Raw genomic sequence first — 14,856 nt, forward strand, 5'->3', positions numbered from 1 at the left:
ATGAGCGGACCCCAGCGCGGACAGCGTTCGGGTGGCGACCGCGGCGGACGCGGTCGTGACGACCGTCGTGGCGGCGCGGACAAGAGCCAGTACGTCGAGCGGGTCGTCGCGATCAACCGTGTTGCCAAGGTCGTGAAGGGTGGTCGTCGCTTCAGCTTCACCGCCCTCGTGGTCGTCGGTGACGGTGACGGTCTGGTCGGCGTCGGCTACGGCAAGGCCAAGGAGGTGCCTGCGGCGATCGCCAAGGGTGTCGAGGAGGCGAAGAAGAACTTCTTCCGCGTCCCCCGCATCCAGGGCACCATCCCGCACCCGGTGCAGGGCGAGAAGGCGGCCGGAGTCGTCTTCCTGCGTCCGGCCGCGCCCGGTACCGGTGTGATCGCCGGTGGCCCGGTGCGCGCCGTGCTCGAGTGCGCCGGCATCCACGACGTGCTCAGCAAGTCGCTGGGCTCGTCCAACCAGATCAACATCGTGCACGCGACCGTCGCGGCGCTCCAGATGCTGGAGATGCCCGAGTCCGTGGCCTCGCGCCGCGGCCTCCCGGTCGAGGACGTCGCCCCGTCGGCGCTCCTCAAGGCCAAGGCCGAGGGTGAGGCCGAGGCGGCTGCTGCCGCCAAGGCTGCCGCGGGGGTGAGCTCCTGATGGCGCAGCTCAAGGTCCAGCAGAAGAAGTCGTCGATCGGCTGCAAGCAGAACCAGCGCGACACGCTGCGGAGCCTCGGCCTGAAGCGCATCGGCGACGTGGTCGTCAAGGAGGACCGTCCCGAGATCCGGGGCATGGTCCAGACCGTCCGTCACCTCGTGACGGTTGAAGAGGTGGAGTGACATGACGCTCAAGCTGCACCACCTGCGTCCGGCGCCGGGTGCCAAGAAGGCCAAGACCCGCGTCGGCCGCGGTGAGGGTTCGAAGGGCAAGACCGCTGGTCGCGGTACCAAGGGAACCAAGGCCCGCTACCAGGTCCCGGTCGCCTTCGAGGGTGGCCAGATGCCGCTGCACATGCGGCTGCCGAAGCTCAAGGGCTTCAAGAACCCCTTCAAGGTGACCTACCAGGTCGTCAACCTCGACCGGATCAGCGCGCTCTTCCCGGAGGGTGGCGAGGTCACCCCGCAGGAGCTCGTGGCCCGCGGCGCCGTTCGCAAGGGCGAGCCCGTCAAGGTGCTCGGCCAGGGCGAGCTGTCGGTCAAGGTCGCGGTGAGCGCCAACGCCTTCTCGTCCTCCGCCAAGGAGAAGATCGAGAGCGCCGGCGGCAGCGTCACCGTCCTGTGACGAGATCGTGAGTTGAGGCGCGGCTGGCCTGGTCACACTGTGACATTCAGGGCCGGTCGCGCCTTTCTCGCTCCCTGTTAGGCTTCCCGACGGCCCTCAGGTGTGGATGGCCCCGTCAGAAAGAGGACCCTCAGTGCTCAGCGCGTTCGTGAACGCATTCCGGACTCCGGACCTGCGGCGCAAGCTGCTGTTCGTCCTGTTCATCATCGTGATCTTCCGGCTGGGCTCGCAGATCCCGGCCCCCGGCGTGCACGTCGCGAACGTCCAGCACTGTCTCGGCGACGAGGCCAACAACACCGGCATCTACAACCTGATCAACCTGTTCTCTGGCGGAGCGCTGCTCCAGCTCACCGTGTTCGCGCTGGGGATCATGCCCTACATCACCGCGAGCATCATCCTGCAGCTGCTCGTCGTGGTGATCCCGCGGCTCGAGGCCCTCAAGAAGGAGGGCCAGTCCGGTCAGACCAAGATCACGCAGTACACCCGGTACCTCACCCTCGGCCTCGCGCTGCTCCAGGCAACCGGCATCGTCGCGCTTGCCCGCACCGGCAGCCTGCTCCAGAACTGCGACACGGAGACCTACCCGCTGCTGCACCACGACAACACCACGACGTTCCTGGTCATGGTGACGACGATGACGGCCGGCACCGCGGTCATCATGTGGCTGGGTGAGCTGATCACCGAGCGGGGCATCGGCAACGGCATGTCGATCCTGATCTTCTGCCAGGTGGTCGCGACCTTCCCCGCCTCGCTGTGGGAGGTCCAGAAGAGCCAGGGCTGGTGGACCTTCGGTGTCGTGATCGCGATCGGACTCGTGATCGTCGGCGGCGTCATCTTCATCGAGCAGGCGCAGCGCCGGATCCCGGTGCAGTACGCCCGCCGGATGGTCGGCCGCAAGATGTTCGGCGGCAGCTCGACCTACATCCCGCTCAAGGTCAACCAGGCCGGCATCATCCCGGTCATCTTTGCTTCGTCGTTGCTCTACCTGCCCGCGATGGCGGTGCAGTTCAACCAGACCAGCGACGCTGCCTGGGTGAAGTTCGTCGCCGACTACTTCGTCGTCGGCGACCACCCGCTCTACATGGCGACGTACTTCCTGCTGATCATCTTCTTCACCTACTTCTACGTCTCGATCACCTTCAACCCACAAGAGGTGGCCGACAACATGAAGAAGTACGGCGGCTTCATCCCCGGGATCCGGGCGGGCAAGCCGACCCAGGACTACCTGTCCTACGTCCTCTCCCGCATCACGTTGCCGGGGGCTCTCTACCTGGGTCTGATCTCCCTCGTCCCGCTGATCGCGCTGGTCATGATCGACGCCAACCAGAACTTCCCGTTCGGCGGCACCTCCATCCTGATCATGGTTGGCGTTGCCCTGGACACGGTGAAGCAGATCGAGAGCCAGCTCCAGCAGCGCAACTACGAAGGATTCCTGCGGTAACGCTATGAGGCTGATTCTGATGGGCCCCCCGGGCGCCGGTAAGGGCACCCAGGCCAAGTTCGTCGCCGAGCACTTCGGCGTCCCGGCGATCTCGACCGGTGACATCTTCCGCGCCAACGTCTCCCAGGGCACGCCGCTGGGTGTCGAGGCGAAGAAGTACATGGATGCGGGGGAGTACGTCCCCGACTCGGTCACGAACCAGATGGTGCGCAACCGGATCTCCGAGCCCGACGCGGACCCCGGCTTCCTGCTCGACGGCTACCCGCGGACGCTGGCGCAGGTCGAGGAGCTCGACAGCATGGTCGCCGCGACCGGTCACCAGCTCGACGCGGTCGTCGTCGTCGTCGTCGACAAGGACGTGCTCGTCGAGCGACTCCTGGCGCGCGCCGCGACCGAGGGTCGCGCCGACGACACCGAGGACGTGATCCGACGCCGCCAGGAGATCTACCTGGAGGAGACCGCTCCGCTGATCACCGTCTACCAGGAGCGGGGCCTGGTCCACGAGATCGACGGCATGGGCGAGGTCGAGGTGGTCACGAAGCGCATCTTCGAGGCCCTCGACGTCGTCGAGCAGAGCTGAGCTGGATTTGCCCGAGCGTGTCGCAGATGGTGCGCCGCCGCCGAGGCCATCGCTTCGCTCGGCCCCGGGACGACGCACCATGCGGCTGCGCCGCCATGCGACACGCTGCCGGGCCGCGGTCGAGGTTTGCTGAGGTGCTCGCCGTCGGCGACCTCAGGTCGCCAGCTCGGACTACCCGGGCGTGCCGGGCGGCTAGGAGGTAGGCGTGTTCGGTAGCGGGCTGGAGATCAAGACCCCTGAGCAGATCCTGCTCATGCGGGAGGCGGGGCTCGTGGTCGCCGACGCGCTCGCAGCGGTGCGCGACGCCGTACGCCCGGGGATCACGACCGGGGAGCTCGACCGGGTCGCCGAGGACCTGATCCGGTCCCGAGGCGCGACCCCGTCGTTCCTCGGGTACGGCGTCCCGCCGTTCCCGGCGACGATCTGCGCGTCGGTCAACGAGGCCGTCGTGCACGGGATCCCGGGGTCGCAGGTGCTCGCCGAGGGAGACGTCGTCTCGATCGACTGCGGGGCGATCGTGGACGGCTGGCACGGCGACGCGGCGGTGACCGTCGCGGTCGGCGACGTCCCCGACGAGGTGGTCGAGCTGATGCGGGTGACCGAGGAGGCCCTGTGGCAGGGACTCGCCGCAGCCCGGCCAGGCGGCCGGGTCGGCGACATCTCCCACGCTATCGAGCACTACGTGCGTGACGCCGGGGACTACGGCATCGTCGAGGACTACACCGGCCACGGCATCGGCACCGCGATGCACCTGCCGCCCGACGTGCCGAACTACGGCCGCGCAGGTCGCGGGCCGCGGCTCAAGCGTGGCCTCGCCCTCGCGGTCGAGCCGATGATCACGCTCGGCGCGAAGGAGACGGCGGTCACCGAGGACGACTGGACCGTCGTCACGACCGACGGGTCGGTGGCCGCCCACTTCGAGCACACGTTCGCGCTCACCGACGACGGCGTCTGGGTGCTGACGGCCCACGACGGCGGGAGGGCGGACCTGGAGCGGCTCGGGGTCCCGTACGGCGGCCCCGCATGAGCGTCACCGCCGCCGATCTATCATCGAGCATGGCCCTGCCCGCGCGTCCGCTGCTCTTCGCCTCCGGCGAGGACGCCTACATCGCAGACCGCGTGCTCCACACCTGGACCACCCCCGACGGCGCCGACCCCGACTGGGCCGACGGGGTCGTCGCGGCGTTGGAGCCGGGGGAGCGGGCGCTGGGTGCGCTTTCCTTCGCCGCCGGCGCCCCGGGGATCCTGCACCACGTCGTCGGCTCCGAGCGGCCACTGCGCGGCCCCGTCGCGAAGCCGCGGGAGCGGACCTACGACGTCCGCGAGTTCCCCACGGCCGAGGCCTACGCCGACATGGTGCGCGCCGTGCTCGACAAGATCGCCGCGGGTGTCGTTCGCAAGGTCGTCCTCGGGCGCTGCCTCGACGTGACCAGCGACCCCCCGCTCGAGCCTGCCGAGATCATCGACCGGCTGCTCGTGACCCGCCCCGGCCGCTACGTCTTCTCGGTGCCGCTGACCGAGAGCCTCAGCGAAGGCCCGCTGCTGGTGGGTGCCAGCCCGGAGCTGCTCGTCAGCCGCTCGGGCGACCGGATCGCCTGCACGCCGCTGGCCGGCTCGGTTCCGCGCTCGCCCGACCCCGAAGAGGACGCCCGTCGAGCCGCCGCCCTGCGGGCCTCGGACAAGGACCTCGCCGAGCACGCGTTCGTCGTCGACGCCATCGTCCACGCGCTCAAGGAGGTGTGCGTCGACGTCGAGCCGCCCACCGGGCCAACCCTGCTCGCGACCGACACCGTCTGGCACCTCGCCTCTCCGATCTCAGCCCGGCTCGAGGAGCCCGCCACCGGCCCGAGCGCCCTCCGGCTCGCCCAGATGCTGCACCCGACCCCGGCAGTCGGGGGAGTGCCGGCCGCGGCCGCCGCCGAGGCCATCGCCGACATCGAGGGCGACCTGCGCGACTACTTCGCCGGCTGCGTCGGCTGGGTCGACGGCTCCGGCGACGGCGTCTTCGCGATCACCATCCGTGCCGCCGTCATCGACGGCGCCCGGATGCGCCTGTTCGCCGGCGCCGGCATCGTCGCCGGCTCCGACCCCGACTCCGAGGTCCGCGAGACAGGCGCCAAGCTGCAGACGATGACGAGAGTGGCCGGCCTGGGATAGGGGCGCTGCGCTGTTCAGCTTCAGAAGAGCGCGACCAGCCCCGAGACCGATCCCCTCATCCGAGGAGCCGGAGCCGCGTAGGTATCGCGCGTCGACTGCGGGCGGTGCCGGGAGGTCACCGTGGGGCAACCGGGGTGCCGCCGGCGAACCGGCCCATCAGCTTTGTCTCAGCGCACGAGGTCCAGGTTCGCGCCTGGCAGGTCCGACCGGGCCCCAGGCGAGGGGGCCGGCGGCAGGGTCCCCGCTCTTGTCCCGCGGTGACCTCCCGGCACCGCCCCCACCCACGCGCGCCACACCCGAACGGCTCAGCCAAGAACAGCCCGCGCAGCGCCGTACCCCCTCCCTCGAATCGGTCCCTCGGGCCGGATGTGGGAGCATGGGCACACCACGAGGGGAGTATTCCTCCGCTGCGTGTCTCGTCATCACGGCCGGCTGTCGCCGGTCCGGGACCGTAGGTCGCCGGTAGGCGGCGGAAGAGACCTCGGGTGACCGGCCCCACCCGATCAACCGGAGGACCCACCTCGTGGATGTAACCAGCCTGGAATGGACCATCACCATCGCCGCCACCGTCGGCGTGCTGCTCTTCGATGTCGTCGTCATCGCGCGCGACCCGCGGGAGCCGTCGATGAAGGAGTGCGCGGTCGCGCTGTGCTTCTACGTCGGGGCGGCCCTGGGGTTCGGCCTCTTCGTGTGGCTGCACCACGGGCAGGGCTACGGCATCGAGTTCTACACCGGGTGGCTGACGGAGTACTCGTTGTCGATCGACAACCTCTTCGTCTTCATCATCTTGATGGCGGCGCTCAAGGTGCCCCGGAAGTACCAGCAGGAGGCGCTGCTCGTCGGCATCGTGCTGGCGCTGATCTTCCGCGGCATCTTCATCGCCCTGGGCTACGCGCTCATCGAGAACTTCAGCTGGGTCTTCTACATTTTCGGCGCGTTCCTGGTCTACACCGCGTACGGCCTGGTGAAGTCCTACCGGACGCACGAGGACGAGCACCCCGAGGACAACGCGGTCGTGAAGTTCGCCCGCTCCCACCTGCGGGTCGGCGAGGCCTACCACGGGCTCAAGCTCTGGTACCACGAGAACGGCGTCCGGTTCGTCTCCCCGATCGTGATCGTGATCATCGCGCTCGGTGTCACCGACATCCTGTTCGCGCTCGACTCGATCCCGGCGATCTTCGGCATCACCCAGGAGCCGTACCTCGTCTTCACGGCCAACGTGTTCGCGCTGATGGGTCTGCGGCAGCTCTACTTCCTGCTCGGCGGGCTCCTGGAGCGCCTGGTCTACCTGTCGCTGGGCCTGGCGTTCATCCTCGCCTTCATCGGCGTGAAGCTGGTCCTGCACGCGCTGCACGAGAACGAGCTGGCCTTCATCAACGGCGGCCACCACGTTGAGGCGGCTCCCGAGATCTCGTCGCTGCTCAGCCTGGGTGTGATCGTGGCGACGCTGGTGATCACGGCCGTGGCCAGCCTGCTCAAGTCGAGCAAGGAGCCAGAGGCCATCGAGGAGCAGATCCCGGTCGAGGTCGACGAGACTCCCGGCGCGGACTGGAAGGACTGACCCCGCCGGCGGGCGCGCACGGCTAGGGTGCTGCCGTTCCCGCACCCGAGCTCCCCGAGGCCCATGACCAGCGCACCCAGCCGTCCCGACGGCCAGCACCTGCTGCAAGTGGAGTGGGCGGGAGCGACGAAGACGTACGACGGCGACCGGGTCGTGGTCGGCCGCGAGGCCGACTGCGACGTCGTCGTCACCGAGCCCGCCGCCTCGCGCCACCACGCCGTCATCCAGCGTGAGGGCGGCGCCTGGGTCGTGGTGGACACCAGCAGCAACGGGACGTTCGTCCGGGGGCAGCGGATCAGCCGCCTCGAGGTACCGATGAGCCCGCTGAGCCTTCACCTCGGGGGCCCGGCGAGCGAGCCCGTCGTCGTCTCCCTGGTCACCCAGGTCGCGCCTCCGCCATACCGACCGGCTCCGGCGCCCGCGGCGCCCGCTCCGGCGCCGCCCGCGCCACCTGCGGCGGAGTGGTGGCGCAACCTGCCGCCGCCTCAGCTGCCTGCGGGAGCACCCTCGGTGGACGCCTGGCGGGCGCAGGAGGTGGTGCCGCCCGGACAGCTCGCGCACGGCCAGTCGGTCGTGCTGCCGCAGCAGGTCGCCGCCGGCCGCAGCCTCACCATCGGGCGCGAGCAGGGCAACGACGTCGTGCTCGAGGACGCGCTGGTGAGCCGCCGGCACGCGCGACTCGACCCCGGCGGCCCGGACCGGCCAGCGGTCCTCCACGACCTCGGCAGCTTCAACGGCACCTTCGTCAACGGCCACCGGGTCGAGGGTGCGGTCCAGCTCGCCGTCGGCGCCGAGGTGATCTTCGGCAACCAGACCTTCCGCTGGGACGGCACCCAGCTGCTGGCGTCGGCGACGACCCACGAGTTCACGCTCTATGCCGACGGCCTGACGACGGTGCTCCCCGACGGGCGGCAGCTGCTGCAGCACGCGTCGTTCCAACTCAAGCCGTCGAGCCTGACCGCCGTCATCGGCCCGTCCGGCGCCGGCAAGTCGACGCTCCTCGGCGCGCTGACCGGGCTCCGGCCGGCGACCCACGGCCGGGTCATCTGGCAGGGCCACGACCTCTACGCGCACTACGACCAGCTCCGGTTCCAGATCGGCCTGGTGCCCCAGCAGGACATCCAGCACCCGCAGCTCAAGGTGCGCCAGGCGCTGAGGTACGCCGCCGAGCTCCGGCTCCCGCCCGACACCACCCGCCGGGAGCAGGAGCACCGGGTGCACCAGGTCGCCGAGCAGCTCCAGCTGACCTCGCGGCTGGACAACCGGATCGGCACCCAGCTGTCGGGTGGCCAGAAGAAGCGGGTCTCGATCGCGACCGAGCTGCTGACCGCGCCGCCGCTGCTGTTCCTCGACGAGCCGACGTCCGGCCTCGACCCGGGCCTCGACCTCGAGGTCATGAAGCAGCTCCGGGCGCTGGCCGACGGCGGCCGCGTGGTCATGGTGGTCACCCACTCCGTGCTCGCGCTCGACGTCTGCGACAACGTGATGGTGCTGGCGCCGGGCGGACGGATCGCCTACTTCGGGCCGCCCGAGGGTGTCCTCGCGCATTTCGGCCGGGCGAGCTACCCGGAGGTGTTCGACCTCCTCGACGAGCCCGACCTCTGGCAGCGGATCCCGGCGCCCGCCCAGCGGGCCGCGACGACGGGCTCGCTGCCGGCAGCCGCGGCCGGCGTACCCGCCCCGCCCCGGCAGTCGCTCGGCCGTCAGCTGTCGACCCTGGTCCGCCGCAACACGGCGGTGGTCGTCAGCGACCGGCTGCTGCTCGGCATGCTCCTGCTGCTGCCGCTGGTCCTCGGCGGGCTCAGCCGGCTGGTCCCCGGCAACAGCGGGCTGTCCCTCGACGACACCCTGCGGTGTCCGGGCCAGACCGAGCAGATCGGCAACGGCCGGTGCCAGGCGATGCAGGACGGCACGCCGGTCGGTGAGGTCGTCCGGATGGTCTTCCAACCGGGCGAGGCCACCCAGCGCCTGATCGTGCTCATCGTCGCGGCGTGCCTGATGGGCACGGCGATCGCAATCCGCGAGCTGGTGGGGGAGCGACCCATCTTCCGGCGTGAGTACGCCGTCGGCCTGTCACCCGGCATCTACTTCCTCAGCAAGGTGCTGGTGCTCGGCACCGCCGCCTTCGTGCAGGGCCTGCTGGTCACGTTCATCGCGACGGTGGGCCTGCCCGGCGCCGACGGCACCCTCGGCACGCTCCGGGTCGCGTTCACCATCGCCGCCCTCGCCCTGACCATGGCGGTCGTCGGGCTCGCGCTGTCCGCGCTGGTCACGAGCACCGAGCAGACGATGCCGACCCTGGTCGGCGTGATCATGATCCAGCTCGTGCTGTCGGGGTCTCTGTTCGCGATCGCGGGCCGGCCGGTGCTCGAGCAGGTCGCCTGGCTCTCGCCCTCCCGGTGGGGCTACGCCGCCAGCGCGTCCGCCATGGGCCTGGTCCGGGGTCAGGCCGACCGCGAGGACGAGGACTGGATCGCGCTCGACGGTGCGTTCCACTACTTCATGGACCTCGGCGTCCTCGCGCTCCTCTGCGCGGTCGCGTTCGGCGTCGGGATGTGGCTCACCTACCGGAGCGCCACCGAGGACTGACCGGTCGCCCGGGAATGCCCGGGCCGGTGCCGGGCTTGGAACGGAAGATGTCGTCTCCCGCGCTCTCCGTCCTGGACCTGGTGCCGGTCCGCTCCGACCAGACCTCCGCCAACGCCGTCGCCGCGACCCTCGACCTGGCGCGCGCCGCCGACCGGCTCGGCTACGTCCGCTACTGGGTCGCCGAGCACCACAACATGCCGGCCGTGGCCGCGACCAACCCGCCGGTGCTGATCGGGCTGATCGGCGGGCAGACGTCGCGCATCCGGGTCGGGTCGGGCGGCGTGATGCTGCCCAACCATGCCCCGCTCGTGGTGGCGGAGCAGTTCGCCCTCCTCGAGGCCGCTTTCCCCGGCCGGGTCGACCTCGGGCTCGGCCGGGCGCCCGGGACCGACCCGATCACGCGCTGGGCGCTGCGGCACGGCGCCGGCGGCGTGGACGACGGCGCCGTCGAGCGGTTCGGCGAGTACGTCGACGACGTGCTGACGATGATGGAGCCGGCCGGGGCCGGGCTCGACCTGCGCGGGCGCACCCACGTCCTCAAGGCGACACCGGCCGCGCAGTCGGTCGCCACGCCCTGGCTGCTGGGCTCCTCCGACTACTCCGCCCGGCTCGCCGCGGAGAAGGGCCTCCCCTACGTCTTCGCCCACCACTTCTCCGGGTCCGGCACCGCCGAGGCGCTCGCGCTCTACCGGTCGTCCTTCCGGCCCTCCGAGCTGCTCGCCGAGCCGCGGACCTTCCTCACCGTCAACGCGGCGGTCGCCGAGACGGCCGAGGAGGCCGAGCGCCTCGCCCTGCCGCAGCTGCTGCAGATGGTCGCGCTGCGGACAGGCCAGCCGCTCACCCCGCAGCCGCTGGTCGAGGAGGCGGAGCGGGCCGTCGCCGACGGGCTGCCCGAGTCCCACGAGGGCCTGATCGGCGCGATGCGCCGGCGGTGGGTGATCGGCGACGCGGCGGGTGCCCGGGCCGAGATCGAGCGGCTCGCGGCGTCGTACGACGTCGACGAGGTGATGGTCCACCCGGTCGCCGGTGCCGTCTCCGGCACCGGACCGGCCAGCGCGCCGGCGCGGGTGCGGACCCTCGAGCTCCTCTCGGGATGACGGCCGCCGGGCTGCGTCCGCCCCTGCGGTCGCGATTGGGAGTTCGTGAACGGGTCTGACTAAACTGGTGTGTCGGCCCAACGTGGGTCTGTGTCGTCATGCTCGCGGCTGCTCGCCCGGATCACTTTTTCCGGGCGGGAGGAGCGCGTCGACACGGCTGCACGAGGTCCACCGCCCCGCCACGGCAGGACGGAGGTTCCCGGGCCACCGGTAGACAACCCCAACCCGAAGGACGGCATGGCGAAGAAAGAAGGCGTCATCGAGATGGAGGGCTCCGTCGTGGAGGCCCTTCCTAACGCGATGTTCCGTGTCGAGCTGAGCAACGGCCACAAGGTCCTCGCTCACATCAGCGGAAAGATGCGCCAGCACTACATCCGGATCCTCCCCGAGGACCGGGTCGTCGTGGAGCTCTCGCCGTACGACCTCTCGCGGGGCCGGATCGTCTACCGCTACAAGTAACCAAGCCGCTAACCCAGGAAAGGGCTGACAGTGAAGGTCAACCCGAGCGTCAAGCCGATCTGTGACAAGTGCAAGGTGATCCGTCGCCACGGCCGCGTCATGGTGATCTGCGAGAACCCCCGCCACAAGCAGCGCCAGGGCTGAGGGTCTCGAGGCTCGACCACCGAGCCGACAACTGAATACCTCTGCAGCGTGATCGCACCTTCGGCGTACGTCGAAGTCCACCGTCGGAACTGAGGCCGGCGCCGTCCCGCGGACGGACGCATCACGCACGACACCTCAGTGGAATCCAAGGAGATCGCCACACATGGCACGCCTCGTCGGAGTCGACCTGCCGCGCGACAAGCGCATCGAGGTCGCACTCACCTACATCTACGGCATCGGCCGTACCCGCGCCCAGAAGCTGCTGGAGGCCACCGGGGTCAGCCCCGACCTGCGCGTCCACGAGCTGGGTGACGAAGAGCTGGTCAAGCTTCGCGACGCGATCGACGGCGCGGACATCAAGATCGAGGGAGACCTCCGTCGTGAGGTCCAGGCCGACATCCGTCGCAAGATCGAGATCGGCAGCTACCAGGGTCGCCGCCACCGCCAGGGCCTTCCGGTCCGCGGGCAGCGCACCAAGACCAACGCTCGCACCCGCAAGGGCCCGAAGCGCACGGTTGCCGGCAAGAAGAAGGCCAAGTGATAGACGCCTCCGGCGTCTCACTGGCTCATCGACCAGCTTTCTCAAGGAGATAACGCATGCCTCCCAAGGCTCGCGCGGCGAAGAAGGTCCGCCGCAAGGAGAAGAAGAACGTCGCTCAGGGCGAAGCCCACATCAAGAGCACGTTCAACAACACGATCGTCACGATCACCGACCCCACGGGGGCCGTGATCTCGTGGGCGTCCGCCGGCACCGTCGGCTTCAAGGGCTCCCGTAAGTCCACCCCGTACGCCGCGCAGATGGCCGCCGAGGCCGCCGGTCGCCGGGCGATGGAGCACGGAATGAAGAAGATCGACGTCTTCGTCAAGGGCCCCGGCTCGGGACGCGAGACGGCGATCCGCTCGCTGGGTGCGATCGGCCTCGAGGTCGGCACCATCCAGGACGTGACCCCCGCCCCGCACAACGGCTGCCGCCCGCCCAAGCGCCGGCGCGTCTGACCACCGAGACCTAAGGAGAGCGATCATGGCCCGTTACACCGGACCGATCACCAAGAAGTCGCGCCGTCTCGGTGTCGACCTCATCGGGGGCGACGCCGCCTTCGAGAAGCGCCCCTACCCGCCGGGCCAGCACGGCCGCGCGCGGATCAAGGAGAGCGAGTACCGCAACCAGCTGCAGGAGAAGCAGAAGGCGCGCTACACCTACGGCATCCTCGAGAAGCAGTTCCACAAGTACTACGTGGAGGCCGCTCGTCGCCAGGGCAAGACCGGCGACAACCTGCTCCAGCTGCTCGAGTGCCGCCTGGACAACGTCGTCTACCGCGCCGGGTTCGCCCGGACCCGCCGCCACGCCCGCCAGCTGGTGACCCACGGTCACTTCCTGGTCAACGGCAAGAAGGTCGACATCCCGTCCTTCCAGGTGACGCAGTACGACATCATCGACGTGCGCGAGAAGTCGCTGGAGATGACGCCGTTCATCGTCGCCCGCGAGACCCACGGCGAGCGGATCGTGCCCGCGTGGCTCGAGGCGCTGCCGACACGGATGCGCATCCTGGTGCACCAGCTGCCGGTCCGGGAGCAGATCGACCTCCCGATCCAGGAGCAGCTCATCGTCGAGTACTACTCGAAGAAGTGAGGTGAGCGGGGGCCCTGCACGATCAGGCCCCCGCCATCTACCCCTAGCTCCAACCGTCCAAGCACCACGTCTGGGCCTTCATATAGCGGTCGGTCCGGAAAGGATAGGAACACAGTGCTCATCGCACAGCGCCCCACCCTGTCGGAGGAAACCGTCGACCAGTTCCGGTCGCGGTTCGTCATCGAGCCCCTCGAGCCTGGCTTCGGCTACACGCTCGGCAACTCGCTGCGTCGTACCCTCCTGTCGTCCATCCCCGGCGCCTCGGTCACCAGCATCAAGATCGACAGCGTGCTCCACGAGTTCTCGACGATCGAGGGCGTCAAGGAGGACGTCACCGAGATCATCCTGAACCTCAAGGGCCTCGTCGTCTCCTCGGAGCACGACGAGCCCGTGACCATGTACCTCCGCAAGTCCGGTGCCGGCGACGTCACCGCGGCTGACATCGCGCCCCCGGCCGGTGTCGAGGTGCACAACCCCGACCTCAAGATCGCCACCCTGGGCGACAACGGCAAGCTCGAGATGGAGCTCGTCGTCGAGCGCGGCCGCGGCTACGTCTCGGCCGTCCAGAACAAGGGCGCCGACAACGAGATCGGCCGGATGCCGGTCGACTCGATCTACAGCCCGGTCCTCAAGGTGACCTACAAGGTCGAGGCCACCCGTGTCGAGCAGCGCACCGACTTCGACAAGCTCGTCATCGATGTCGAGACCAAGCCGTCGATCCTGCCCCGCGACGCCATCGCGTCGGCCGGCAAGACGCTGGTCGAGCTCTTCGGCCTGGCCCGCGAGCTCAACGTCGAGGCCGAGGGCATCGACATCGGCCCGTCGCCCGTCGACGAGCAGCTCGCCGCCGACCTGGCCCTGCCGGTCGAGGACCTGCAGCTCACCGTCCGGTCCTACAACTGCCTCAAGCGCGAGGGCATCCACACCGTGGGTGAGCTCATCAGCCGCTCGGAGCAGGACCTGCTCGACATCCGCAACTTCGGTGCGAAGTCGATCGACGAGGTCAAGGCGAAGCTGCACGAGATGGGCCTGTCCCTCAAGGACAGCGCTCCCGGCTTCGACCCGCACGCCGCCCTCGCGTCGTACAGCGACGACGACGACGACACCTTCGTCGAGGACGAGCAGTACTGAGTTGGATGGGGCGAGCGTGTCGGACACGACACGCTGCCGCCCTCGCAGCTGACGTAGACACAAGTACAGATTGACTGGCGTCTGCGGACCGAAACTACGGTTGAGGCTCGCAGGCACCTCACGGGTCGGGGCTCTTGCTCCGGCTGCCACTAGCTCCGGTACCTGGTACGGCCGGGGAGAAATGAGATTCAGAGATGCCCAAGCCCAAGAAGGGCCCCCGCCTCGGCGGTAGCCCGGCCCACCAGCGGCTCATCCTCCGCAACCTGGCCACCGCGCTCTTCGAGCACGGCCGGATCACGACCACGGAGGCGAAGGCCCGCACCCTGCGGCCGTACGCCGAGAAGCTGATCACCAAGGCCAAGAAGGCGCACCTGGGGGAGAACCCGCTGCACAACCGCCGCGAGGTGCTGAAGAGCATCACCGACAAGGGCGTCGTGCACCACCTCTTCACCGAGATCGCGCCGGCGTACGCCGAGCGTCCGGGTGGCTACACCCGGATCACCAAGATCGGTCCGCGCCACGGCGACAACGCCCCCATGGCCGTGATCGAGCTGGTGACCGAGGCCTACGAGCCGAAGACGATGCCGTCGAAGTCCAAGGCTGCTCCGGCCGCGACCGTCTCCAAGGACGCGGACGTCGCTCCGGCCGAGGTCGAGGCGACCAACGAGGCCGGCGACATCGAGGTCCTCTCCACCGAGGCCACCGAGGTGGAGACGGCCGAAGCCGAGTCGAACGCCGAGGAGGCTCCCGCCGAGGAGACTGCCGGCGAGGAGACCGACGACAAGGCCTGATCTTCTGCACGTC

At 69.5% G+C, this 14,856-nt stretch carries 17 protein-coding genes; all 17 read left to right on the forward strand.

What is annotated here, in order from left to right; translation table 11 throughout:
- On the forward strand, positions 1–639 hold the full coding sequence (rpsE, locus tag F0U47_RS16695) for a 30S ribosomal protein S5 (protein WP_149751595.1): 639 nt from the start codon (positions 1–3) through the stop codon (positions 637–639).
- Positions 639–821: a 50S ribosomal protein L30 gene (gene rpmD / locus F0U47_RS16700; protein WP_149751596.1), complete on the forward strand. Its 183-nt coding sequence runs from the start codon at positions 639–641 to the stop codon at positions 819–821. Before rpsE ends, rpmD begins: the two co-directional genes overlap by 1 nt.
- A gap of 1 nt (position 822) precedes the next feature.
- Complete coding sequence (rplO, locus tag F0U47_RS16705; RefSeq protein WP_149751597.1) at positions 823–1,263, forward strand: 50S ribosomal protein L15; 441 nt, start codon at positions 823–825, stop codon at positions 1,261–1,263.
- A gap of 133 nt (positions 1,264–1,396) precedes the next feature.
- Complete coding sequence (gene secY, locus F0U47_RS16710) at positions 1,397–2,704, forward strand: preprotein translocase subunit SecY (protein ID WP_149751598.1); 1,308 nt, start codon at positions 1,397–1,399, stop codon at positions 2,702–2,704.
- A 4-nt stretch (positions 2,705–2,708) separates the two neighbouring features.
- A complete protein-coding gene (locus tag F0U47_RS16715) occupies positions 2,709–3,284 on the forward strand; it encodes an adenylate kinase (RefSeq protein WP_149751599.1) in 576 nt (191 codons plus the stop codon).
- A gap of 205 nt (positions 3,285–3,489) precedes the next feature.
- Positions 3,490–4,311, forward strand: a complete 822-nt coding sequence (gene map, locus F0U47_RS16720; RefSeq protein ID WP_149751600.1) for a type I methionyl aminopeptidase — start codon at positions 3,490–3,492, stop codon at positions 4,309–4,311.
- Positions 4,308–5,441 (forward strand): isochorismate synthase, encoded by a 1,134-nt coding sequence (locus tag F0U47_RS16725; RefSeq protein WP_149751601.1) that lies wholly within the window; start codon positions 4,308–4,310, stop codon positions 5,439–5,441. The genes map and F0U47_RS16725 overlap by 4 nt, the downstream gene beginning before the upstream one ends.
- A gap of 523 nt (positions 5,442–5,964) precedes the next feature.
- Entirely contained in the window at positions 5,965–7,002 is a 1,038-nt protein-coding gene (locus F0U47_RS16730; protein WP_149751602.1) for a TerC family protein, read from the forward strand.
- A gap of 63 nt (positions 7,003–7,065) precedes the next feature.
- Positions 7,066–9,591 (forward strand): FHA domain-containing protein, encoded by a 2,526-nt coding sequence (locus F0U47_RS16735; protein ID WP_149751603.1) that lies wholly within the window; start codon positions 7,066–7,068, stop codon positions 9,589–9,591.
- Between the two features lie 47 nt (positions 9,592–9,638).
- The gene (locus F0U47_RS16740) at positions 9,639–10,688 is read left to right on the forward strand and encodes an LLM class flavin-dependent oxidoreductase (RefSeq protein ID WP_149751604.1); all 1,050 of its coding nucleotides are present in this window, start codon (positions 9,639–9,641) and stop codon (positions 10,686–10,688) included.
- A 237-nt stretch (positions 10,689–10,925) separates the two neighbouring features.
- Positions 10,926–11,147, forward strand: coding sequence for a translation initiation factor IF-1 (gene infA / locus F0U47_RS16745; protein ID WP_028656368.1), 222 nt, complete (start codon positions 10,926–10,928; stop codon positions 11,145–11,147).
- Positions 11,148–11,177: 30 nt separating this feature from the next.
- Positions 11,178–11,291: a 50S ribosomal protein L36 gene (rpmJ, locus tag F0U47_RS16750; protein ID WP_004008316.1), complete on the forward strand. Its 114-nt coding sequence runs from the start codon at positions 11,178–11,180 to the stop codon at positions 11,289–11,291.
- A 163-nt stretch (positions 11,292–11,454) separates the two neighbouring features.
- Positions 11,455–11,832: a 30S ribosomal protein S13 gene (gene rpsM, locus F0U47_RS16755; RefSeq protein ID WP_118925179.1), complete on the forward strand. Its 378-nt coding sequence runs from the start codon at positions 11,455–11,457 to the stop codon at positions 11,830–11,832.
- Between the two features lie 56 nt (positions 11,833–11,888).
- On the forward strand, positions 11,889–12,287 hold the full coding sequence (gene rpsK, locus F0U47_RS16760) for a 30S ribosomal protein S11 (protein ID WP_149751605.1): 399 nt from the start codon (positions 11,889–11,891) through the stop codon (positions 12,285–12,287).
- A 25-nt stretch (positions 12,288–12,312) separates the two neighbouring features.
- On the forward strand, positions 12,313–12,921 hold the full coding sequence (gene rpsD / locus F0U47_RS16765) for a 30S ribosomal protein S4 (protein ID WP_118925178.1): 609 nt from the start codon (positions 12,313–12,315) through the stop codon (positions 12,919–12,921).
- Positions 12,922–13,035: 114 nt separating this feature from the next.
- Positions 13,036–14,052 carry a DNA-directed RNA polymerase subunit alpha gene (locus F0U47_RS16770; RefSeq protein WP_149751606.1) on the forward strand — a complete coding sequence of 339 codons (1,017 nt, stop codon included), beginning with the start codon at positions 13,036–13,038 and terminating at the stop codon, positions 14,050–14,052.
- A gap of 194 nt (positions 14,053–14,246) precedes the next feature.
- Positions 14,247–14,843 (forward strand): 50S ribosomal protein L17, encoded by a 597-nt coding sequence (gene rplQ, locus F0U47_RS16775; protein ID WP_149751607.1) that lies wholly within the window; start codon positions 14,247–14,249, stop codon positions 14,841–14,843.
- Positions 14,844–14,856 lie beyond the last annotated feature (13 nt).

The sequence above is a fragment of the Nocardioides antri genome, from assembly GCF_008373765.1.
In the GTDB taxonomy this organism is placed as follows: domain Bacteria; phylum Actinomycetota; class Actinomycetes; order Propionibacteriales; family Nocardioidaceae; genus Nocardioides; species Nocardioides antri.